This is a genomic window from Hafnia psychrotolerans (assembly GCF_014639435.1).
Classification (GTDB): Bacteria; Pseudomonadota; Gammaproteobacteria; order Enterobacterales; family Enterobacteriaceae; genus Ewingella; species Ewingella psychrotolerans.
In genome coordinates, this window is the sequence record NZ_BMFZ01000003.1 from 399,159 (window position 1) to 421,713 (window position 22,555).

Sequence of the window (22,555 nt, forward strand, 5' to 3'; positions counted from 1 at the left end):
AAAAATTTGTAAGATGCGGATCGATATTACTTGAATAATGTCCGCTCGCCAATCTGAAACCGTTTTCACGTATAATGCGCTAATTCTCTCTGACTTCAATGCCTATGAAACCGATCTCTTTTAAAAATCACCACGTTAACCGTTTCAGCAAGCGGCCTGACTGGGTGCGGCCAGCACAAAATGCCCCGCGCAAACTGGTGCTATTCAATAAGCCGTTTGACGTGCTGCCGCAGTTTACCGACCAAGCAGGCCGCGCTACGCTCAAAGACTACATCTCATTAACAGACATTTACGCCGCAGGCCGCCTTGATCGAGACAGCGAAGGTTTACTGGTGCTGACTAACGATGGCAAACTGCAGGCGGCGTTAACTCAACCAGGCAAACGCACCGGCAAAGTTTATTTTGTACAGGTAGAGGGCGTACCGGATGATATTGTCATCAACGCATTACGTACCGGCGTTGAGTTAAAAGATGGCAAAACCTTACCGGCAGGCGTGGAAATGGTTGAGGAACCGCAGTGGCTTTGGCCGCGAAATCCACCTATCCGCGAGCGAAGAAACATACCGACCGCTTGGCTGAAAATCACACTATATGAAGGCCGTAACCGGCAGGTTCGTCGTATGACTGCCCACCAGGGCTTTCCGACCTTACGGCTTATCCGCTTCAGCATGGGTGAATATTCGCTCGGTGATTTACAACCCGGTCAATGGAAGGAGATCTCAAATGTTTAAACCGCATGTAACCGTCGCCTGCGTTGTGCAGTCGCAAGGGCAATTTCTGATTGTCGAAGAAACCGTCAATGGCAAAGTAACCTGGAATCAGCCTGCCGGTCATCTTGAAGCCGATGAAACCCTGTTCAGCGCCGCAAAGCGCGAATTGTATGAAGAAACCGGTATTCATGCCGAACCGCAATCCTTTCTTAAATTGCATCAGTGGCAGGCACCGGACGGCACGCCTTTCCTGCGATTCTCATTTGTGATCGACCTGGACCGACAACCGGCCACGGAACCTCAGGACAGCGACATCGATCGCTGCGTCTGGGCCAGCGCCGAAGAGATCATTGGCTCTACAGCGCTGCGTTCACCGCTGGTGAGCGAAAGTATCCGCTGTTACCAGCAAGCTCCACGCTACCCGCTCGATCTACTGGCCAACTTCAACTTACCAGAATAGTCTGCCCCAATGACGGGCTGCGCCAATCAACGGTGCAGCCCGCCGCCCGACGTGATAAAATTCTGCGCTTACTTTTTTATACGAAGTAAAGCACTAACAACGCTGTCCGGTCCGGAGTGGCTTTTTTGTTGCGCGCGGCCTTCATCCTCGTGTGACTTTCTGGTTTTGAAACGCCAGTCAAAAGCGCCACCTGCCGGGCAATTCACTCATGTTTTTCGGGACTATTATGTCTGACAACAGCCAGAAAAAAGTGATCGTCGGGATGTCCGGCGGTGTCGACTCCTCCGTTTCGGCCTATTTGCTACAGCGGCAAGGCTATCAGGTGGAGGGCCTCTTCATGAAAAATTGGGAAGAGGACGACAACGAAGAGTATTGCACCGCTGCCACCGATCTCGCCGATGCGCAGGCAGTGTGCGACAAGCTGGGCATCAAATTGCACACCGTGAACTTTGCGGCGGAATATTGGGACAACGTGTTCGAATTATTCCTCGAAGAGTACAAAGCGGGACGTACGCCAAACCCAGATATTCTGTGCAACAAAGAAATTAAATTCAAAGCCTTCCTCGAGTTTGCCGCAGAAGACTTGGGCGCAGATTTTATTGCGACCGGGCACTATGTCCGGCGTAAAGATTTTGACGGCATCAGCCACTTACTGCGTGGTACTGACGGCAATAAAGATCAGAGCTACTTCCTCTATACGCTGGGGAGCGCGCAAATCGCACAAAGCCTTTTCCCAGTGGGAGAACTGGAAAAGCCCGAAGTTCGCCGAATTGCCGAAGAGTTGGATCTCATCACGGCCAAAAAGAAAGACTCCACTGGCATCTGTTTTATCGGTGAGCGCAAATTCAAAGACTTCCTGAGCCGTTACTTGCCGGCACAACCTGGCCCGATTAAGAGTGTCGATGGCCAGGACATGGGACAGCATCAGGGCCTGATGTACCACACGCTCGGGCAGCGCAAAGGTCTGGGTATCGGTGGGCAAAAAGATGGCGGAGAAGACCCTTGGTACGTCGTCGACAAGGACGTGGCAAATAACACTCTTTACGTTGCTCAGGGAGGCGAACATCCTCGCCTGATGTCGGTCGGTCTGATCGCCCAGCAATTGCACTGGGTGGACCGCAAACCCATCGCCGAACCCTTTACATGCGTTGTGAAGACACGTTATCGCCAGCAGGATATAGCCTGCACGGTCACACCGCTGGGTGAAGACCGTATCGACGTACGCTTTGACACGCCAGTCGCAGCGGTGACGCCGGGACAATCTGCGGTGTTTTACATCGGTGAAATTTGCCTCGGTGGTGGCATCATCGAACAGCGCCACCCACTGATTTAGGATAAGTCGAACCTATCCCCGACATCATGGGTATTGTGCAGCAAGGCAGCAATCGAAAGTGTCCCGAATCGCTGGCATCAGTCAGCGATTCGGGCGTCCAGATGTAGCTAACGCGGTATCAGCACCAAGTACGACGGGGATCTGGGTTTAATCTGTGGTTTATGGCATTATCTGTCGCCTCAGATTCGGCTGGCGGACGCTTAATTTGTTACCGTGTCGGTTGCTGTCCGAATAACGCTTACAGGAGTAAACGTGGCTAAAAATTATTATGACATTACGCTGGCATTGGCCGGAATGTGTCAATCAGCACGTCTGGTTCAGCAATTGGCCCATGATGGTCATTGCGCACAGGAAGAAATGTCAGTGTCGTTACGCAGCCTGCTGGTGATGAATCCAGAGTCCACCCTGGCGGTTTACGGCAATAATGAAGCCAACCTGAAGATGGGCCTCGAAACCCTTCTTGGTGTCTTAAACGCCAACCGCCAGGGAATGGGCGCTGAATTAACGCGTTATACATTGAGTCTGATGGTGCTGGAGCGCAAGCTTAACGCTAATAAAGCAGCCATGAACAAGCTCGGCGAACGTCTTGACCAGCTTGACCGACAGCTTGCGCATTTCGAACTTGAGTCAGAAACAATGCTCAGTTCACTGGCCGCAATTTATGTCGATATAGTAAGCCCGGTCGGCCCGCGTATTCAGGTCACCGGATCGCCCGAGATTTTGCAAAACGCTCAAGTGCAGGCCAAAGTCCGGGCCGTGCTGCTAGCGGGTATCCGTTCAGCAGTTTTATGGCAACAGGTAGGCGGCGGACGCTTACAGCTTATGTTTTCCCGTAATCGTCTGCATGAGCAGGCGAAAAATATTTTAGCTCATTGTTAAGATCCCAGGAGTTGCTACCGATGGAATTATCCTCACTGACCGCCGTTTCCCCCGTTGATGGACGCTATGGTGATAAAGTCAGCGCGCTGCGCACTATTTTCAGTGAATTTGGACTGCTGAAATTCCGTGTACAGGTTGAAGTACGTTGGCTGCAAAAACTGGCAGCGTGTGTAGACATCAAGGAAGTCCCTGCTTTTGACGCCGACGCAAACGCTTTCCTCGATCAGTTAGTGGCGAATTTCGACGAAAAAGACGCCCAGCGTATTAAAGACATTGAGAAAACCACCAACCATGACGTCAAAGCGGTTGAGTATTTCTTAAAAGAAAAAGTAGAGACTGTCCCAGCCTTGCACGCAGTTTCCGAGTTTATCCACTTTGCCTGTACGTCAGAAGACATCAACAACCTGTCTCACGCCCTGATGCTGCAAACTGCGCGTCAGGATGTCGTTGCGCCTTACTGGCTGAAAATCATCGACTCCATCAAAAGCCTGGCGCATCAGTTCCGGGATATTCCGCTGTTATCGCGTACCCACGGTCAGCCTGCCACGCCATCGACCATTGGCAAAGAGTTTGCTAACGTGGCCTATCGTATGGACCGCCAGTACAAGCAACTGCAACAGGTGGAAATTCTGGGCAAAATCAACGGTGCGGTCGGTAACTACAACGCCCATATCGTGGCTTACCCGGAAGTTGACTGGCACAAATTTAGCGAAGAGTTCGTGACCTCACTCGGCATTACCTGGAACCCGTACACCACACAAATTGAACCGCATGACTACATTGCAGAGCTGTTCGACTGTGTGGCGCGCTTCAACACCATTTTGCTCGACTTCGACCGCGACATTTGGGGCTACGTTGCCCTAAACCACTTCAAACAGCGCACCATCGCTGGCGAAATCGGCTCCTCTACCATGCCGCACAAGGTCAACCCGATTGACTTTGAAAACTCCGAAGGCAACCTCGGTTTGTCCAACGCCGTGTTGCAACATCTGGCCAGCAAACTGCCGGTTTCGCGCTGGCAGCGTGATCTGACAGATTCCACCGTACTGCGTAACCTCGGCGTAGGTCTGGGCTATGCGCTGATCGCTTATCAAGCCACCATGAAAGGCATCAGCAAGCTGGAAGTTAACGAAGCCAATCTGGCATTCGAACTCGATCACAACTGGGAAGTTCTGGCAGAGCCAATCCAGACAGTGATGCGCCGTTACGGCATCGAAAAGCCTTACGAAAAACTGAAAGAGCTCACCCGCGGCAAACGCGTCGATGCAGCAGGTATGCAAGCATTCATCGATAGCCTTCCGTTGCCGAAGGATGAGAAAGTCCGTCTGAAGGCCATGACGCCAGGCAACTATATTGGCCGTGCTGCGAAAATGGTTGATGAACTGAAGTAAGTTTTTGCAAACTCGCATATCAGGTAACCTGATGGTCGCGTGATATGCGAGCTAGTCAACGGTAATAAAAGGACTTATTGGTGGTTGACGCCCTATATTCACCGCGCTGAGATTTCTCGTTAACGAAAAACCCCGCCATTGATATCGCGGGGTTTTTCGTTACATCTAACGATGCCGCTCGCCTCGATCACACTCAAAAAAATATAATCACTTTTTTAGATTATAAAAATGAAGTCTGGGGTTGCTCATTCACGAGTAGGTCGCCTTAGCATGACGCCTAATACTCTCACTTACATTTTCTATGACTCATTAGTAAGACCGTTTATACTTCGTTTAGCCTACATTTCAGAGTGTTTATCTGGTGTTGAAGTAAACCATTCTAAATGCGTTAAAGTTGTCCCGACATTATTTATAGAAATTGGTCAGGGTTCTGTCCTGCTTAAACAAGGAGTTACTATGCGAATTCTGGTTGTCGAAGACAATGCGCTGTTACGTCATCACCTATCAGTACAAATGCGTGAGATGGGCCATCAGGTCGATGCGGCAGAAGACGCCAAAGAAGCTGACTATTTTTTACACGAAAATACGCCAGATATTGCTATTGTTGACCTCGGCTTGCCGGGTGAAGATGGTCTGAGTTTGATCCAACGCTGGCGCAGTCATCAGGTGAAATTGCCAATCCTGGTTTTGACCGCTCGCGAAAGCTGGCAGGACAAAGTCGCGGTGTTGGAAGCCGGTGCCGATGATTACGTCACCAAACCTTTCCATCTGGAAGAGGTGTTGGCGCGAATCCAGGCACTGATGCGACGCAACAGCGGTTTGGCTTCACAGGTTATCACTATGGCGCCTTTCCAGATTGACCTTTCCCGCCGCGAAATTACCGTTAACGAACACCCGGTAAAGCTAACCGCTTTTGAATACACGATCATTGAAACACTGATCCGCAATGCGGGCAAAGTCGTCAGTAAAGATTCGCTGATGCTGCAACTTTATCCTGATGCCGAACTCCGTGAGAGCCACACCGTTGATGTCCTCATGGGGCGACTACGCAAGAAATTGCAGGCCGAGTATCCGGCTGATGTGATAACGACAGTGCGAGGCCAAGGCTATCGTTTCGACCTTCGACCGTAATGCTTACTGACGACTAGCTAATGAGATTTCGCAACAATAAACCCTTCTCGCTCCGTTCGCGCTATATGGTGGCCACTGCTGCCGTGGTTCTTGCGCTGTCACTTGCTTATGGGCTAGTGGCCGTTGTTGGCTACATGGTCAGTTTTGACAAAACCTCTTACCGTTTGCTGCGCGGTGAAAGTAATCTTTTTTGCAGTCTCGCTCAGTGGCACGATAATAAGCTAACTATCAACGTTCCGCCGGAGCTAGACCTCAACTCCCCCACATTGGTCTTTATCTATGACGATAAAGGCAATCTGTTATGGGAGGAGCGCCATGTAGCCGAACTCGAAGCGCGCATAGACAAATCATGGATGAATAAACCCGGTTTTTATGAACTGGATACCGACACTCGAGTCAGTAGTGAAGTGGTCGGTAATAACCCCAAAGCTCAGGATGAGATAAAAACCTATGATGACACGGACGCTAACGCGATGACTCACTCCGTCGCAGTCAATAGTTACGCCATGACCGACCGGTTGCCGGCGCTGAATATTGTGGTGGTCGATACTATTCCGCAGGAACTACAACGCTCGGATATGGTATGGGAGTGGTTTAGCTATGTCTTGCTCGCCAATCTGTTGCTTGTCGTGCCGCTATTATGGCTGGCGGCGTACTGGAGCCTGCGGCCTATTAAAACCCTAATCCGCCAGGTGGCTGAACTGGAAACCCACGAACGTGAAGCGTTGGACGAGAATCCGCCGCGTGAGCTTAAAGGGCTGGTACGCAACCTTAACACCCTGCTACAAGGCGAGCGTGAGCGCAATGATCGCTACCGTACTACGCTTGCCGATCTGACCCACAGCCTGAAAACACCGCTCGCGGTTTTGCAGTCAACCCTGCGCTCCCTTCGTAGTAGCAAACAGATGACCATCGAGGAAGCCGAGCCGGTGATGCTTGAACAGATCAGTCGGATCTCGCAGCAGATTGGCTACTACCTACACCGTGCTACGCTGAGATCCGAACACACCATTCAAATCCGCGAAGTGCACTCTGTTCCTCCGCTGCTCGATAGCCTGTGCTTTGCGTTGAATAAAGTGTATCAGCGTAAAGGTGTGGTGCTGACGCTCGATATCTCGCCAGAAATTACGTTTATTGGCGAGAAAAATGACTTTATCGAGGTCATGGGCAACGTTATCGACAACGCATGCAAATACTGTCTGGAGTTCGTCGAAATCAGCGCAGTGCACGCAGAAGAACAATTGGTCATCTTGATCGAGGATGATGGTCCTGGCATTCCGGAGAGCAAGCGCACCATGATTTTCCAACGCGGCCAGCGAGCCGATACACTGCGCCCAGGCCAGGGGTTGGGCCTCTCGTTAGCCAGTGAAATTATCGAACATTATGACGGCGAAATTATCATCGGTGAAAGCTCGCTGGGTGGCACCAGTATGCGCGTGTGTTTCGGCCGGCAGCACGATGTCGACATTGATTAACAAAAATTCACGTCGCTGTAACCGCATGCATCACCGGTAAATGAAATTTGCTGGTGATTGCCCAATGCAGCAACTTCACCTTCCGTTATAATCTTCCCCAGACATCTCTTTCACGCCATGGAATATATTTATGGATTATCAACTCGACTTAGACTGGACCGACTTTTTACAGCGTTATTGGCAAAAGCGTCCTGTCGTTCTTAAGCGTGGCTTCAAAAATTTTGTCGACCCGATATCTCCAGATGAACTGGCTGGATTGGCGATGGAAAACGAAGTCGACAGCCGTCTGGTCAGTCATCAGGACGGGCACTGGCAAGTCAGCCATGGTCCCTTCGAGAGTTATGATCATTTGGGTGAGAACAACTGGTCTATTCTGGTCCAGGCCGTCGATCACTGGCACGAGCCCTCTTCTCATTTGATGCATCCTTTCCGCCATATTCCTGACTGGCGCATGGACGATTTGATGATCTCTTACTCTGTGCCCGGCGGCGGCGTTGGTCCTCATCTTGATCAGTACGACGTATTCATCATTCAGGGAACCGGCCGCCGTCGCTGGCGCGTAGGTGAGAAAGTCCCGATGAAACAGCACAGCCCACACCCAGATTTACTGCAAGTCCCACCGTTCGATGCCATCATTGACGAAGAGCTGGAGCCGGGAGACATCATCTATATTCCACCAGGTTTCCCTCACGAAGGCTATTCGCTGGAAAGCTCGCTGAATTACTCGGTTGGTTTCCGTGCGCCCAACACGCGTGAGATGGTGAGCGGCTATGCTGATTATATTCTGGCCCGCGAACTTGGTAGCAAACGTTATGGTGACCCGGAACTGGTCGAACGTGAGCATCCGGCGCTTGTGTTACCGGAAGAACTCGACAGCATGCGTAGCATGATGCTGGAATTAGTCGGAAGTCCTGAGCACTTTAACAGCTGGTTTGGCGAATTTATTTCTCAGTCACGTCATGAACTGGATCTGGCACCACCGGAGCCACCGTATCAGGCAGGTGAAATCTATGAACTGATGGAGTCCGGTGAATCACTTCAACGTCTCTGCGGCTTGCGCGTATTGCGCGTTGGCGATGTCTGCTATGTCAATGGTGAAGCGATGACCACCGATCATCAAGACGCCGCTGATGCGCTGACCCGTCATTTGACGGTGACTCGTGAAATGCTGGGTGATGCATTGGAAGACCCGTCTTTCCTGGCACTACTCTCTGCCCTAGTCAACAGCGGTTACTGGTACTTCAACGACTAATCCCATTACCGCAGTAAAAGAAAAGGGTGCATTTTGTTATAAAATGCACCCTTTCTTTAAAATTTGCTTATCCCCATCGGCCTGACACAGAATCAGTGCTTAGCCGCGCGTTGAGCCGTCAGTTCGGCAATACGCATGATCACCGCTGCCGCTTTTTCCATTCCCTCTAGGGTGACAAACTCGTGCTTGCCGTGGAAGTTGTAGCCGCCAGTGAAAATGTTCGGGCAAGGTAAACCACGAAATGAGAGCTGCGCGCCATCCGTGCCACCGCGGATCGGTTTCATCAGCGGTTCTATGCCACAGGCCAGCATCGCCTGCCTGGCAATCTCAATGATGTGCGGATGTTTTGCGACGTTGTCATGCATATTGTAATAATGATCGTCGAGCGTCACTTCGATATAACAATCTCGGTGCAATCCTTTGCCGACGACATGGGCAACATCAATAATTTTTTGCTTACGCGCTTCGAAATGGGTTTTATCAAAATCGCGGATGATGTAGTGCATTTCCGCACGCTCTACCGAACCCTTCATCGAGGTCAGATGATAAAAACCTTCATAACCTTCGGTGGTTTCCGGCGTTTCATCCGCGGGTAATTCACTATGAAAACGGGCTGCCAGCGACAGCGCATTGACCATCACGCCTTTAGCACTTCCCGGATGCACATTGTTTCCGACAATCTTGATGGTCGCGGAAGCGGCATTGAAATTCTCAAACTCAAGTTCACCTACGCCGCCGCCATCGACGGTGTAGGCCCATTCTGCGCCAAACGCCGGGATATCAAAGGATTGTGCTCCTTTCCCTATCTCCTCGTCAGGGGTAAATGCCACCCGCAACGGGCCGTGGGGCCGGTTACTGTTTTTAAGTCTGACCATTGCGGTGACAATCGCGGCGATACCGGCTTTGTCATCAGCACCGAGTAGTGTCTTACCATCGGTGGTGATCAGCGTCTGGCCGAGCAACTGATGCAGCACCGGAAACATAACGGGAGATAATATTTCGTCGCCGTTACCCAGCGCGATATCACCACCGCGGTAATTCTCGACGATCTGCGGGTTGACGTGTTTAGCGGTAAAGTCCGGCGCCGTATCCAGATGAGAAATGAAACCAATGGTCGGGACTTGCCAGGCGACGTTGCCAGGTAATGTACCCATTACGCATCCCTTATCGTTAAGCGTAACCTGGTCGAAACCCAGCTCAATCAGTTCATTACGTAATTCACGCGCCAGCTTCATTTGCCCGTCGGTGCTGGGAGTTTGCCTGACATTGGCTTTCGATTGGGTATCAAATGAGACGTAGTAGAAGAAACGATCGAGCAACTTATCCATAATTAGTTATCCTCTGGCAACTGACTTTTATTATGCGCAGCATGAATACCGCGCATATTGCGTCAGGTCAGTTTTCTCCGCGTTTAGTCACCAAAGTGTTCTGAACGGGGACAATTTTTGCGGGATATTGCCAAAAGAGGAAAATAGACGAAAAAAGAGCCCGGCTAGTGCCAGGCATTATCTTCTTTGGTCAAAAAAGCGTGAATAAAGTCGGGGACAACCTGACTGGCAAGGCCGTACACCTTCTCGTCAAATTCACTTTCGACCTGGCTTGGCTCGAGGTTCAGCTCAATAGTAAAAGCGTTCCCCTGACGCGCTTCATGGACAAAACCGGCTGCCGGGTAGACATGCCCCGACGTGCCAATAGCAATAAAGAAATCGGCTTTCTCCAACGCCTGATAAATGTCATCCATACCAATTGGCATTTCACCAAACCATACAATATGCGGGCGTAACGCCGCAGGGAATTGGCAACAGTGGCATTTATCGTCAATACTCAGGTCGCCCGGCCAGTCAAACACCTGACCGGATTGAGTACAGCGCACTTTCAGCAATTCGCCATGCATATGAATCACGCGTTTATTGCCCGCACGCTCATGTAAATTGTCAATGTTTTGCGTCACCAGCATAAAGTTGTCACCCAGTGCATCTTCGAGCACTGCCAGCGCTTTATGAGCTGCATTCGGCTGGATCTCCGGCTGTTGCAACTGCTGACGGCGGGCGTTGTAAAACGTCTGTACCAGCTCAGGATCGCGTCGATATCCTTCCGGCGTTGCTACATCTTCAACCTTATGCTCTTCCCATAATCCATCAGCAGCGCGAAAGGTGCGGATACCGGACTCAGCAGAGATCCCGGCACCGGTCAGCACGACCACAAAAGGTCTTTTTAGTGATGCTGCAGCCATATTGTCGCGATGAAAAATGCTTGAGCGAAAACGTTGGTGCCGTATGCGCTTATTTTTACGAAACCGACACAAACGATGGCGTGTGCGCATAAGTGCTCCTGCTTTTTTACAAGTCTGTTAAAGGTTTTACTGCCCGCCGCTCAACACTCGGGCCGGATCGATAAGACTGGCGCGCCGTGCCGGATACCAACTGGCAAGTAGACTCAGCACCAGCGCGGTAAACAAAACACCTGCCACATCCAACCAGTGAAGTTCCGACGGTAAAAAGTCAATGAAATAAATATCGCCAGACAGGAACTGATGCCCGGTGAGTTTTTGCAAAACATTAATGATATTCGTCAGTTGATAGGAGGCGATCACGCCCACGACCACACCACAGAGGCTGCCCACCAGCCCGGCCAGTAAACCGTACCAGATGAACACCGCACGAATAAGCCCGTCTTTGGCTCCGAGCGTGCGCAGAATCGCAATATCGCTGCTTTTATCTTTCACTGCCATGACCAGCGTGGAAACGATATTGAAACAGGCAACGCCTATCACCAGCACCATTGCCATATACATGATGGCGCGCACCATCTGGATATCACGGTACATGTAACCATAGGTGCCGATCCAACTGCTGATGTAAACATAGGCATGAGTGACTTCGCCGGCATCCCGCACCAGTTTTTTCGCAGCAAAAACATCATTCACTTTTATATCAATGCCGGTGACACTGCCGCCCATATCCTGATACTGCTGGGCATCGGCCAACGGAAGCATGGCTAAACTGTGGTCCAACTGACCGCTTAATTGCAAGATTCCAGTAACATGCAGGCGAATGCGCTTAGGTTGTAACAGTTTCATTTCCGGGTCGCTGTTTGGGACCATTACCGTGACCCAGTCACCTTGTTTGACCCCGATAGCATCGGCGACACCTTTACCCAAAATGACTTGCTGTTCGCCAGCTTTGAAAGTTTTCCAGGCATTCCCCAGAACAAAGCTCGGCGCAGCACTGACATGGGCTTCCTGCTGTGGATCCACCCCTTTGAGTTTAATGGCGCGCAGTTTGGCGCCGTGCTCAATCAGGCCGTTGAACTCCACATAGGGTGCAGCAGCGGCAATACCCGGAACCTTTTCGACGCGCTCCAACACGCCCTGCCAACCCTCAAAAGGCTGATTGACCGGCCGTATTTCGCCATGCGGCACGACAGCCAGCACACGCTCTTTCAGCTCGCGCTCAAAACCGTTCATGGCGCTAAGGCCAACAATCAGCACAGCTACACCCAGCGCGATACCGAGCGTAGAGATAATCGAGATTAGCGACACCATACCGCTACGGCGGCGTCCCCGGCTAAAGCGCAGGCCGATTAAAAGAGAGAATGGGATAGCTGACATCACTTCGCTCCCAGCAGGGTCGAGTCCTGTTGCAACTTACCGTCGCGCATTTCCAGCTGACGGTTCATGCGACTCGCCAGCTGTAGCGCATGCGTGACCACCAAAAATGCGGTGCCCTGGCGGACATTCAGCTCACCCAGCAGGTCGAAAATGCTGTCGGCATTTTTCTGATCAAGATTACCGGTCGGTTCATCAGCCAGTACTAAGGATGGGTTATTCACCAATGCACGGGCAATCGCCACGCGTTGGCGTTCACCGCCGGAGAGTTCAGATGGACGGTGTTTGCTGCGATGTTGAAGGCCTACCGCCGCCAGCATCGCCATGGCTTTCTCTTCTACTTCCGCGGCTTGACTTTTACCAATTAACAGCGGCATACCGACGTTTTCCATCGCCGTAAAATCTGGCAGCAAATGGTGGAACTGGTAAATAAACCCAAGTTCACGGTTACGTAACTCAGCCTTGGCGGTAGAAGACATCGTGTTGAGCGAGGTGCCTTTAAACACGACGTCGCCGGAAGTCGGGGAATCAAGTCCGCCCAACAAATGCAACAGAGTACTTTTACCGGAACCGGAGCTGCCAACAATCGCCATCATTTCACCGGGCTGAATGGCAAAGGTGACATCGCGCAGCACGTCGGTATGCATTTTACCTTCCGTGTAAGTCTTACAGAGGTTTTCGCACTGCAATAATAATTCGCCCTGCAATGATACTAAGTTACTCATAACGTAAAGCCTCTGCGGGTTGGGCGGCAGCTGCACGCCACGAAGGGTAAAGCGTAGACAATAAAGCGATCGCCATAGCGCTCAGCGCAATGATCACAACCTGGGTGGCTTCGATATCCACCGGTAGCGACGCGCCATCAAGCATCAGGCCAATAGCAGGCATGATGTTATTCAATTGTGTCGCCAGGACAGCACCGAAGACAGCACCGAGCAGCGCGCCGATGATCCCGGCACTCGCGCCCTGCACCATAAACACCGCCATAATCTGGCGACGGCTCAACCCTTGGGTTTGCAGAATAGCCACTTCGCCCTGTTTTTCCATCACCAATAATCCGAGAGAGGTAATGATGTTAAACGCCGCCACGGCAACGATAAGACTCAGCAACAGACCCATCATATTTTTTTCCATGCGCACCGCCTGGAATAGCTCACCTCGGCGTTCGCGCCAATCTTTCCACTCGGTGCCTTTCGGTAGAGTTTGCGCGCTCAGGCTGTCGACATCCAGTGGCTTATCGAGGAACAGACGCCAACCCGTCACGTTACCTTTTGGGTACAGCATCAGCCGGGAAGCATCCTGCTGATTGACCAGCATCTGGTAGCCATCCACCTCACTGTCAGCGGCAAAGGTTCCGGCGACGGTGAACAGACGCTGGCTGGGAATGCGGCCCATCGGAGTGAACTGGCTGACGCTGGTGACCATCAACCGCAGCTGGTCGCCACGTTTAACTTTCAGTTGTTGTGCCAATTGGTCGCCGAGAATGACGTTGTACTGGCCGGGTTGCAGCACCTGCTGATTGACCGCCACCATATAGTTAGAAAGCGGGTCTTTTTCATTAGGATTGACGCCCAGCATCACGCCAACCGCCACGCTGCCAGGGCTTTGTAACACCACATCGCCGGTCGTCAGCGGCACGGCACGCGTTACGCCCTTTAGCGCAGCGACACTGTCATGGGTGATTTTTTGAGGATCCAGCGAACCCTGTGCCGTCGTCACTAATGCCTGAGGCATCAGATCCAGAATTTTACTTTCCAGATCCTTCTCAAAACCATTCATGACCGATAACACCGTCACCATCGCCATCACCCCGAGGGTAATGCCGATGGTAGAAAGCCAGGAGACAAACCGCCCAAAGCGGTCTGAGGCACGCCCGCGCATGTAGCGCAGGCCTATAAATAACGCAACAGGTTGATACATGACATCCGTTTTACGTGCTTGGCCGTGTTAAGTGCATGGCGCAGACTAAAGTGATCAAGGATAATAAAGGCTAGTCCCGCTTTATGGAACCACTAACGACCTTACTCCCCGGCTTTATTATCCTTTTTATCTTTTATAACTTTTTATCTTTTATAATAAAGGGATCCGGGTTGACCCCGATTAAGGCCCATCGCAAGATACGCTCTGCAATCAGGTCCAGATGGACGCCGACAACGAGATAACATTACAGCCTATGCCTCAAGATCATCGTTATTCTTTGCCTGAACGCCCCGGCGATACCCGCGTATTGGGGCAGCTCACCGGTTCCGCCTGCGCACTGGAGTGTGCAGAAATCAGCGAACGCCACGCAGGCCCGGTTATGCTCATCGCGCCCGACATGCAAAATGCCTTGCGTTTACGTGATGAGATTCAGCAATTTACTGAACTGAAAGTGCTCAACATTGCCGATTGGGAGACGCTACCTTACGACAGCTTCTCACCCCATCAGGAGATCATTTCTTCCCGCCTGTCGAGCCTTTATCAACTGCCAATGCTGGAGCGCGGCATCATTATTTTGCCGGTTAACACGCTGATGCAGCGGGTGTGTCCGCATGAATTCCTGCACGGCCACGCACTGGTGATGAAAAAAGGCCAGCAGCTGTCACGCGAAAAACTGCGTGCTCAGCTCGAGCAAGCCGGTTATCGCAGTGTTGATCAAGTCATGGAGCACGGGGAGTTTGCCACCCGCGGTGCCCTGCTCGATCTCTACCCAATGGGTAGCGATGAGCCTTACCGTATCGACTTTTTCGATGATGAGATCGACAGTCTGAGGGTGTTTGACGTTGATACCCAGCGAACACTGAGTGAAGTCCCCCATATTAACTTATTACCCGCGCACGAGTTCCCGACCGATAAAACCGCCATCGAACTGTTTCGCAGCCAGTGGCGTGAAAAGTTCGAAGTGCGCCGGGACGCTGAACATATTTATCAGCAAGTGAGCAAAGGGACTTTCCCTGCGGGGATCGAATACTGGCAGCCGCTGTTCTTCAGCCAGCCCCTGACCACCCTATTCAGCTATTTACCGAAAAATACGCTGGTGCTCAATACCGGTGATTTGGAAAGTGCCGCCGACCGTTTCTGGCTCGACACCACTCAGCGTTATGAGAGCCGCCGCGTGGATCCCATGCGCCCGCTGCTCGAGCCGGAAAACCTGTGGCTGCGCGTCGATACGCTTTTCGCTGAGCTTAAAGCCTGGCCGCGCGTTCAGCTGCGCACCGATTCGCTGCCGAAGAAGGCTGCGAACACCAATCTCAGTTACCAAACCCTGCCGGATCTCAGTGTTCAGCCACAAAACAAAGCGCCGATGGATAACCTGCGCCGCTTTAATGAATCCTTCGCCGGCAGTCTGGTGTTCTCGGTAGAAAGTGAGGGACGACGCGAAACGTTGCAGGATTTACTGGCACGCATCAAGCTGATGCCGACGCTCATCACCCGCATCGAACAAGCGGAGACCGCCGGACGTTACATCATGATCGGCGCGTGTGAGCGCGGTTTCCTCGACAGCGATAAGCAACTGGCACTGGTATGTGAAAGCGATCTGCTGGGTGAACGCGTCGCCCGTCGCCGCCAGGACAGTCGCCGCGCTATCAATACCGATACGCTGATCCGCAATTTAGCCGAGCTGCGTACCGGTCAGCCAGTGGTCCATATGGAACATGGCGTCGGGCGCTATCTCGGCCTGACTACATTGGAAACCGGTGGCATCAAAGCCGAGTACCTGATCCTCACTTACGCGGGTGAAGACAAACTTTATGTGCCGGTGTCGTCCCTGCATCTGATCAGCCGTTATGCCGGAGGCGCCGATGAAAGCGCACCGTTGCATAAACTGGGCGGTGAGGCCTGGACGAAAGCGCGGCAAAAAGCGGCCGAAAAAGTCCGCGACGTAGCGGCAGAGTTGCTGGATATTTATGCCCAGCGCGAAGCAAAAACCGGTTTTGCCTTCAAACATGATAAGCAGCAATACCAATTGTTCTGCCAGACCTTCCCGTTTGAAACCACGCCGGATCAGGCGCAGGCCATCAACGCCGTTCTAACAGACATGACACAACCGCTGGCAATGGACCGTCTGGTCTGTGGCGACGTGGGCTTTGGTAAAACGGAAGTCGCAATGCGCGCGGCGTTTCTTGCCGTTTCGAACAATAAGCAGGTCGCTGTATTGGTGCCAACCACGCTGCTCGCACAACAGCACTTCGACAACTTCCGAGACCGTTTCGCCAACTGGCCGGTACGCATCGAAATGATGTCACGTTTTCGCAGTGCGAAAGAGCAAAGCGTCGTGTTGGAACAAGCGCTCGATGGCAAGGTAGATATCATCATCGGTACCCACAAGCTGCTACAAAGTAATCTGCACTGGAAAGATCTGGGCCTGCTGATTGTCGATGAAGAACACCGCTTCGGTGTGCGCCATAAAGAACGTATCAAAGCAATGCGTGCGGATGTGGACATTCTAACCCTGACTGCAACCCCCATTCCACGCACGCTGAATATGGCAATGAGTGGTATGCGTGACTTATCGATTATTGCTACGCCACCGGCACGCCGTATGGCCGTCAAGACCTTCGTGCGCGAGTACGACAGCCTGGTGATACGCGAAGCTATGCTGCGTGAAGTGTTGCGCGGCGGGCAGGTTTATTATCTGTTCAACGATGTAGAAAATATCGACAAAGCCGCTGATAAATTAGCGGAACTGGTACCGGAAGCACGTATTGCCATCGGCCACGGCCAGATGCGTGAACGTGATCTGGAGCGCGTGATGAACGACTTCCACCACCAGCGTTTCAACGTACTGGTGTGTACCACGATTATCGAAACGGGGATCGATATTCCAAGTGCCAACACGATCATCATCGAGCGTGCCGACCATCTTGGTCTGGCACAGCTGCATCAGTTGCGCGGCCGCGTCGGGCGGTCGCATCATCAAGCCTATGCTTATCTGCTGACGCCGCCGCCGAAAGCCATGTCCAAAGATGCGCTAAAGCGTCTGGAAGCTATCGCCTCGCTGGAGGATCTGGGTGCCGGTTTTGCGCTGGCGACGCACGATCTCGAAATTCGTGGTGCAGGCGAACTGCTGGGCGAAGGCCAGAGCGGGCAGATGACCAGCATCGGTTTCACGCTGTATATGGAACTGCTGGAAAATGCGGTAGAAGCGCTGAAAGAAGGCCGTGAACCGTCGCTGGAGGATCTGACGACCAGCCAGACCGAAGTCGAAATGCGCATGCCAGCCCTGTTGCCAGAGGAGTATATTCCTGACGTCAACACACGTCTGTCGCTTTATAAACGCATTGCTAGTGCGAAAAGCGAAAGTGAACTGGATGAGCTGCGCGTCGAGTTGATTGACCGCTTCGGTACACTGCCGGACGGTGCGCGTAATCTGATCCAGATCGCCGTGCTGCGACTCAAGGCGAAAGATCTGGGCATCAAACGCATTGAAGGTAACGACCGCGGCGGCTTTATCGAGTTTGGCGATAAAAACCGCGTCGATCCGGGTCACCTAATTGGTTTGCTGCAAAAACAGCCGCAGGTTTACCGCCTCGACGGGCCGACCAAGCTCAAATTCATGTTGGACCTGACCGACCGGCCAAAGCGCCTGAAGTTTGTCAGCGATATGCTGGCAGATTTTGCTGAACATTTGATCTGAGGTTGTAAACGCTAAAAACAAAAAGCCCGGTGAATTCATCCTTCACCGGGCTTTTTTACGTGACAAGCTTATAACCGTGACTAGGGTTTTCGCAGCGCTTTCACCTTTTCAGGGGTGATGTCCCCCGGCAGATCGGCGAAGGTGACGCGCAGATAGTTCACCATTTCGGCGATTTGCGCATCGTTCAGCCGCTCCGCAAAGCCCGGCATGGATTGCATACTTTCACCATCAGGGAACGCCTGTGCCGGTAAGCCATCAAGCACCGAGACAATCAGATTACGGCCATCAGGCTGGCGCAGCGTGGCGTTGTTTTGCATCGCCACCGCGACGTGCGGTTTCCCTGAGCCGTCGGCCATATGGCAGCCGGAGCACTGATCCAGATAAGTGATGCGCCCCGCCTCATTGCCGCCCGGCCTGATTTTCACCGACACGGCAACCGGCGGTTTGTCGCCCAGCAGATAGGTCGCGATGGCGCGATGATCGTCTTCGGTCAGATGACGGGTGCTGAGATCAATAACTTTGTGCATCTCATCAAACGCCGAGCCCTGCGGCGCGATGTCGGTGGCGAAGAAACGGCTGAGATCGGCCGGGTTCCAGCCGCGCTGCGCCAGCGCCTGCGGGGAAATATCCGGCGCAGTGATGCGGCCCAGCGTGCCACCTTTCAGGTTGTTATCCGTATCCATCTGCCCCAGTATGCCGCGCGGCGTATGACATTCACCGCAGTGACCGAGAACGTCTGTCAGATACTTTCCGCGTTGCCACTCGGCAGAATTTCCCTGCGAGCTGGCAGGCATTGGGTCGGCAGTGCGGAATAACAGATTCCAACCGATCATCGCCATGCGCTGGTTGAACGGGAACGGCATCTCGTTCTCCGGCACCGGCTGATTCACTGCCGGGCGCGTCATCAGAAACGCGTACATATCGTCTGAATCTTTACGCGCCACACCTTTATAGGAGGTGTAGGGCATCGCCGGATAAAGATGACGTCCGCCTGGTGCCACACCTTCGGTGAGCGCCAGATAGAAATCATCCGACGTCCAGCGGCCAATGCCAGCGTCAGCGGACGGCGTCAGGTTGCTGCCGAAGATCTTGCCGAACGGCGTGTCCAGCGAATAGCCACCGGCCAGAGGTGCACCACCAGACGCGGTATGGCACGCGGCGCAGTCAGAAGCCTGCACCAGATAACGGCCACGCTCGATTTGTGCCGTATCTGCCATGACTTTTTGCACCGGCGCGTCCAGCGTGCGGTTTTCCCGCCACCACAGTACAGCGATGATGATCACCATCAGCAACGCGAGGAAAAGACGTTTTTTCATCACGCGTTCTCCCTGATCAGACCCGGTGTTTTCATCACCACGTCACGCACCGCTTCGTAATAACGGACGTAACCGGTACAGCGGCAAATGTGATTCTCCAGCGCAGCCTCGATAGTGCTTTCCAGGTCGGCGAGCGGAATCGGGTGCTTTTCCAGCCGCTCAAGCAGCAGCGTCGCAGCATTCACAAAGCCCGGCGTGCAGTAACCGCACTGAAAGCTGTAATGCGCCATAAACGCCTGCTGAACCGGCGACAATGTGACCTCGCCTTTATCATCCGTTTTGGCGTGGCCTTCGACGGTACGGACTTTTTTGCCGTTGAAGAAATGTGCGCCAGTGATGCAGGTACGCACTTCTTCGCTGGTGTCGCTGTCATGATCGACAATTGCCACACAGGCGTGACAGATGCCTTGTCCGCAGCCGAGGCGTGAACCGGTCAACGCCACGTATTCGTGCAGGAAGTCGATCATCATCAGGCCTTCGGGAACATCCAGCGGACCGTAATGTTGATTATTGATGGTCAGCGCTAACGGCTGTGTTTTGATGCTCATTGTAAAACCTCACGAATATTTTCAGCACGGACGGGCAAATCACGGAAACGGTGGCCGGTAGCATGGGCGATGGCATTGACCAGCGCGGCCACGACCGGGATCATCACCACTTCGGCCATGCCTTTCGGCGGATCGGTTTCCGAAAGCGCAGGCAGGATATCGCTGGTCTGTTTCCAGACCGCCACGTCTCTGGCGCGCGGTAGGTGGTAACGGTTGAAGTTCCAGGTGCCGTTACCTGGCCCGTCTTCGTACAGGGGTAAATATTCGTGCAACGCGTGGCCGATCCCCATTGCCAGCCCGCCCTGCAGCTGGCCGGAGACCAGTTCAGGAACGATGAGATTTCCGCACTCCATAATCGAATGGTGCGTGAGTAATTCAACGTTGCCGGTAGCGATATCCACCGCGATTTCAGCCAGCGTGCCGACCGCGCTGTAATACGTCACTGAGGCGTTATTACGCTGTGTTGGCGGGTAATAGACCGCGTCGCGCGCCAGAGTCTGGTACTCACCCGCGCCGGTGCGCACCGACATGCCATCAACCGGCACGCGCTGCCGCACCTTGTTGAGCGTGAAGTCTGCTTCTGCCCACTGCCAGCGGTTGAAAACGTGAACCGCCGCGCCGGTCATCCCTTTCATCTCGTAGGCTTTTTTCGCCAGCGTCTCAAGACTGAGGGTCTGCATGCCGTTGGCCGTCAGGCCACCTTCCACCCAGCGGGCATCTTCTTTGCGCACGATATACGGCGCAGCTTGTCCGCCGCCAATGCCGGTTTGCCAGATAGCCATCGCCGCAGGCCACAAACCGTGATCGAAGACCAGACGCGCCGCTTCGCAGGTGCTGTGAGAAAAGTAATAGGCCGAGTTACTGGCGCTCGACGCCGAGCAATAGGACGGCGACCAGCGTGGATTGGTTTGTAGCTTGTCTTGCTCTTCCTGCGACATGGTGAACGGATCACCGCTGGTTTCCACTGGCAATACTGACCAGTCGGTCACCGAGAAATGCGCCTGTTCCGCGGGTTTGCCCAGCCATTCTGCGCACAGCACCGACTGTGACGTGGACATGCCCGTCCCCATTTCCGCACCGCTGTGCCACAGGCTTATCTGCCCGTTTTCGCTGATTTCGACACGGGCGAACGACGTTTCAGCGCCAGTGCCAAAGTCTTTCTGCACGCAGCCGAACCCGACGCCGTAACGTTTGCCCGGATTCTGGCTCTCATAGGCGACTTTGCGTTTCTGACGCTCCGTCCATAACGGATGAACGGCGGCTTTTTCCAGCACTTCATCAGCACGTATTGCACCGGCCGGGATAGCACCCTGGGTATTTTTCATTCCTGATTTCAAGACGTTGCGTATCCGGAAAGCAATCGGGTCCAGCTTCAGTTCAGCGGCCAACTCATCCATCATCATTTCTGTGGCGGCCATACTTTGCAGTGTGCCGTAACCCCGGGCTGAACCGGCGTCCAGCGCCCGCGAGGCCAGCCCGATGGCGGATAAATCACTTTTCGGGAAGTAGTAAATCGACTGTGCAGCGGTCACGCCAACCATCACCACCGACGGTGTGAAGTTGCTACGCCCGCCGCCATCAGCGGTCATCGCCGCATGGAATGACTGCAACATCCCGGTTTCACGGTTCACCGCGATGTCGTAATTCATGTCAAACGCATGGCGTTTGAGGGAGGACTGGAACTGTTCGAAGCGGTCATTCGCCAGACGCACTGGCGAACCGTCGCCGTACATCGCCGCCACCGCACCGTAATACGGGAAGTTGTAATGATCTTTCGAACCGTAACCGACGGTATAACATGGGTGCATAATCAGCGTTTTCACCGTACGGTGGGCTTTGGCCATCATGCGCGGCATTTCGTCCGCAACCTCCTGCGGCGACTGCGTCGGCACCACCATGTGCAGGGTTTGCGTCGCGGCATCATACCAGCCGTTAGCGTTGTCCGGTTCGAGCGCGGAAGTATCCACAGACTGCGTGGTGAAACGACGCGACATCACCAGCCAGTCCTGCGGTGGGGATTTCAGTTCATCGGCCATTTCATCGGCGTAAAACATGCCTTGTTCGTCGAGCTTGCCGCCTTCACGTCCTTCCGGCCAGACCGGCAGATGTTTGCGCATACCGGTCGGGAACACCGACATATCTTTCAGGCTGGAGAAACGGTCGTCTTCAAACGCGGTCTCGCCGCCAACGCGCACGAAGCGGAAGGTGCCCCATGGATCACGTTCCAGCGGGCCGGTTTTCTCACCGTAGCGCACTACGTTGTCTTTAAATTTCAGTGCGTTTTTCGCAAAGCGAAATTTGGCAAAATCCTGATACACCAGAATGGCCACGGCCTGACCGAGATAGGCCGGGGTTTTGCCTTCCGGCAGCAGCATGTCTTCGCCGTAGAATGCCGGGAATGCGAGGCCGTCGCGCGCCAGCACGTCGGCGGTTACCAGTTTATCGGGCTGCAGATCCTCACCAAGCAGTGATAAATCCAGCCCAGCATAGGTTCTGTCCGCCTGCGTCACGCGCAGGATGAAGGCATGCGCCTGTTTCTGCGGCCAGTGCGGCATATCTTTGGCACGGATATCGCGGGCAAACACTTTCTGCCCCATGACTTTGGCCTTTCCGTCAATGCGGAAACGGACGCGTTTGTTTTGTGCGTCCCACTGCGGCGATTGTAGGATCTTTTCTTCGAAGAGTGCCGCGTAAGCACGGCTGTGCAGAGGCGCGAGATAAACGGAGACACCAGCGATCACAGCACCTTTCACAAAGCGCCGTCTGGACGGGTTGAAGTTGCTCATAAATTTCCTTGCTTCGTATTGTCGTTCTTATATTCCGTTATATTTACAAT

The 22,555-nt window shown here is 53.3% G+C and carries 17 protein-coding genes; 9 read left to right on the forward strand and 8 right to left on the reverse strand.

Translation table 11 applies throughout. The features are described from left to right. Nucleotides 1–104: 104 nt before the first annotated feature. From rluE to IEV89_RS07760, 8 genes are all read left to right on the forward strand, one after another. Nucleotides 105–731, forward strand: a complete 627-nt coding sequence (gene rluE, locus IEV89_RS07725) for a 23S rRNA pseudouridine(2457) synthase RluE (protein WP_188472148.1) — start codon at nt 105–107, stop codon at nt 729–731. Beyond that, nucleotides 724–1,170 carry an NUDIX hydrolase gene (locus tag IEV89_RS07730; RefSeq protein ID WP_188472150.1) on the forward strand — a complete coding sequence of 149 codons (447 nt, stop codon included), beginning with the start codon at nt 724–726 and terminating at the stop codon, nt 1,168–1,170. Before rluE ends, IEV89_RS07730 begins: the two co-directional genes overlap by 8 nt. 226 nt (nt 1,171–1,396) lie before the next feature. After that, on the forward strand, nt 1,397–2,503 hold the full coding sequence (gene mnmA / locus IEV89_RS07735) for a tRNA 2-thiouridine(34) synthase MnmA (protein WP_188472152.1): 1,107 nt from the start codon (nt 1,397–1,399) through the stop codon (nt 2,501–2,503). 252 nt (nt 2,504–2,755) lie between these two features. Then, on the forward strand, nt 2,756–3,382 hold the full coding sequence (gene hflD, locus IEV89_RS07740) for a high frequency lysogenization protein HflD (protein ID WP_188472154.1): 627 nt from the start codon (nt 2,756–2,758) through the stop codon (nt 3,380–3,382). A gap of 20 nt (nt 3,383–3,402) precedes the next feature. Further along, nucleotides 3,403–4,773 carry an adenylosuccinate lyase gene (gene purB, locus IEV89_RS07745; RefSeq protein WP_188472156.1) on the forward strand — a complete coding sequence of 457 codons (1,371 nt, stop codon included), beginning with the start codon at nt 3,403–3,405 and terminating at the stop codon, nt 4,771–4,773. 456 nt (nt 4,774–5,229) lie between these two features. Beyond that, nucleotides 5,230–5,904, forward strand: a complete 675-nt coding sequence (gene phoP / locus IEV89_RS07750; protein ID WP_188472158.1) for a two-component system response regulator PhoP — start codon at nt 5,230–5,232, stop codon at nt 5,902–5,904. A gap of 20 nt (nt 5,905–5,924) precedes the next feature. Next, entirely contained in the window at nt 5,925–7,379 is a 1,455-nt protein-coding gene (phoQ, locus tag IEV89_RS07755; protein ID WP_188472160.1) for a two-component system sensor histidine kinase PhoQ, read from the forward strand. A gap of 130 nt (nt 7,380–7,509) precedes the next feature. Then, the gene (locus IEV89_RS07760; protein ID WP_188472162.1) at nt 7,510–8,631 is read left to right on the forward strand and encodes a ribosomal protein uL16 3-hydroxylase; all 1,122 of its coding nucleotides are present in this window, start codon (nt 7,510–7,512) and stop codon (nt 8,629–8,631) included. A gap of 92 nt (nt 8,632–8,723) precedes the next feature. On the opposite strand, the gene pepT is transcribed toward IEV89_RS07760, so the two are convergent. The 5 genes from pepT to lolC form a co-directional block, all read right to left on the reverse strand. Continuing rightward, complete coding sequence (gene pepT, locus IEV89_RS07765; RefSeq protein WP_188472163.1) at nt 8,724–9,959, reverse strand: peptidase T; 1,236 nt, start codon at nt 9,957–9,959, stop codon at nt 8,724–8,726. A 164-nt stretch (nt 9,960–10,123) separates the two neighbouring features. Further along, on the reverse strand, nt 10,124–10,954 hold the full coding sequence (gene cobB, locus IEV89_RS07770) for a Sir2 family NAD+-dependent deacetylase (protein WP_188472165.1): 831 nt from the start codon (nt 10,952–10,954) through the stop codon (nt 10,124–10,126). A 36-nt stretch (nt 10,955–10,990) separates the two neighbouring features. Then, complete coding sequence (gene lolE / locus IEV89_RS07775; RefSeq protein ID WP_188472167.1) at nt 10,991–12,241, reverse strand: lipoprotein-releasing ABC transporter permease subunit LolE; 1,251 nt, start codon at nt 12,239–12,241, stop codon at nt 10,991–10,993. Beyond that, on the reverse strand, nt 12,241–12,963 hold the full coding sequence (gene lolD / locus IEV89_RS07780; RefSeq protein WP_188472169.1) for a lipoprotein-releasing ABC transporter ATP-binding protein LolD: 723 nt from the start codon (nt 12,961–12,963) through the stop codon (nt 12,241–12,243). Before lolD ends, lolE begins: the two co-directional genes overlap by 1 nt. Then, complete coding sequence (lolC, locus tag IEV89_RS07785) at nt 12,956–14,158, reverse strand: lipoprotein-releasing ABC transporter permease subunit LolC (protein ID WP_188472171.1); 1,203 nt, start codon at nt 14,156–14,158, stop codon at nt 12,956–12,958. Before lolC ends, lolD begins: the two co-directional genes overlap by 8 nt. A gap of 253 nt (nt 14,159–14,411) precedes the next feature. On the opposite strand from lolC, the gene mfd reads away from it, so the two are divergent. Then, nucleotides 14,412–17,855 (forward strand): transcription-repair coupling factor, encoded by a 3,444-nt coding sequence (gene mfd / locus IEV89_RS07790; RefSeq protein WP_188472173.1) that lies wholly within the window; start codon nt 14,412–14,414, stop codon nt 17,853–17,855. An 80-nt stretch (nt 17,856–17,935) separates the two neighbouring features. Here the strand turns inward: mfd and IEV89_RS07795 are convergent, their stop codons facing one another. From IEV89_RS07795 to IEV89_RS07805, 3 genes are read right to left on the reverse strand one after another with little or no spacing between them, the layout of a single operon-like run. Then, nucleotides 17,936–19,171 carry a cytochrome c gene (locus IEV89_RS07795; RefSeq protein WP_188472175.1) on the reverse strand — a complete coding sequence of 412 codons (1,236 nt, stop codon included), beginning with the start codon at nt 19,169–19,171 and terminating at the stop codon, nt 17,936–17,938. Then, entirely contained in the window at nt 19,171–19,719 is a 549-nt protein-coding gene (locus tag IEV89_RS07800; protein WP_188472177.1) for a (2Fe-2S)-binding protein, read from the reverse strand. Before IEV89_RS07800 ends, IEV89_RS07795 begins: the two co-directional genes overlap by 1 nt. After that, entirely contained in the window at nt 19,716–22,505 is a 2,790-nt protein-coding gene (locus IEV89_RS07805) for a xanthine dehydrogenase family protein molybdopterin-binding subunit (protein ID WP_188472179.1), read from the reverse strand. The genes IEV89_RS07800 and IEV89_RS07805 overlap by 4 nt, the downstream gene beginning before the upstream one ends. Between the last annotated feature and the right edge of the window lie 50 nt (nt 22,506–22,555).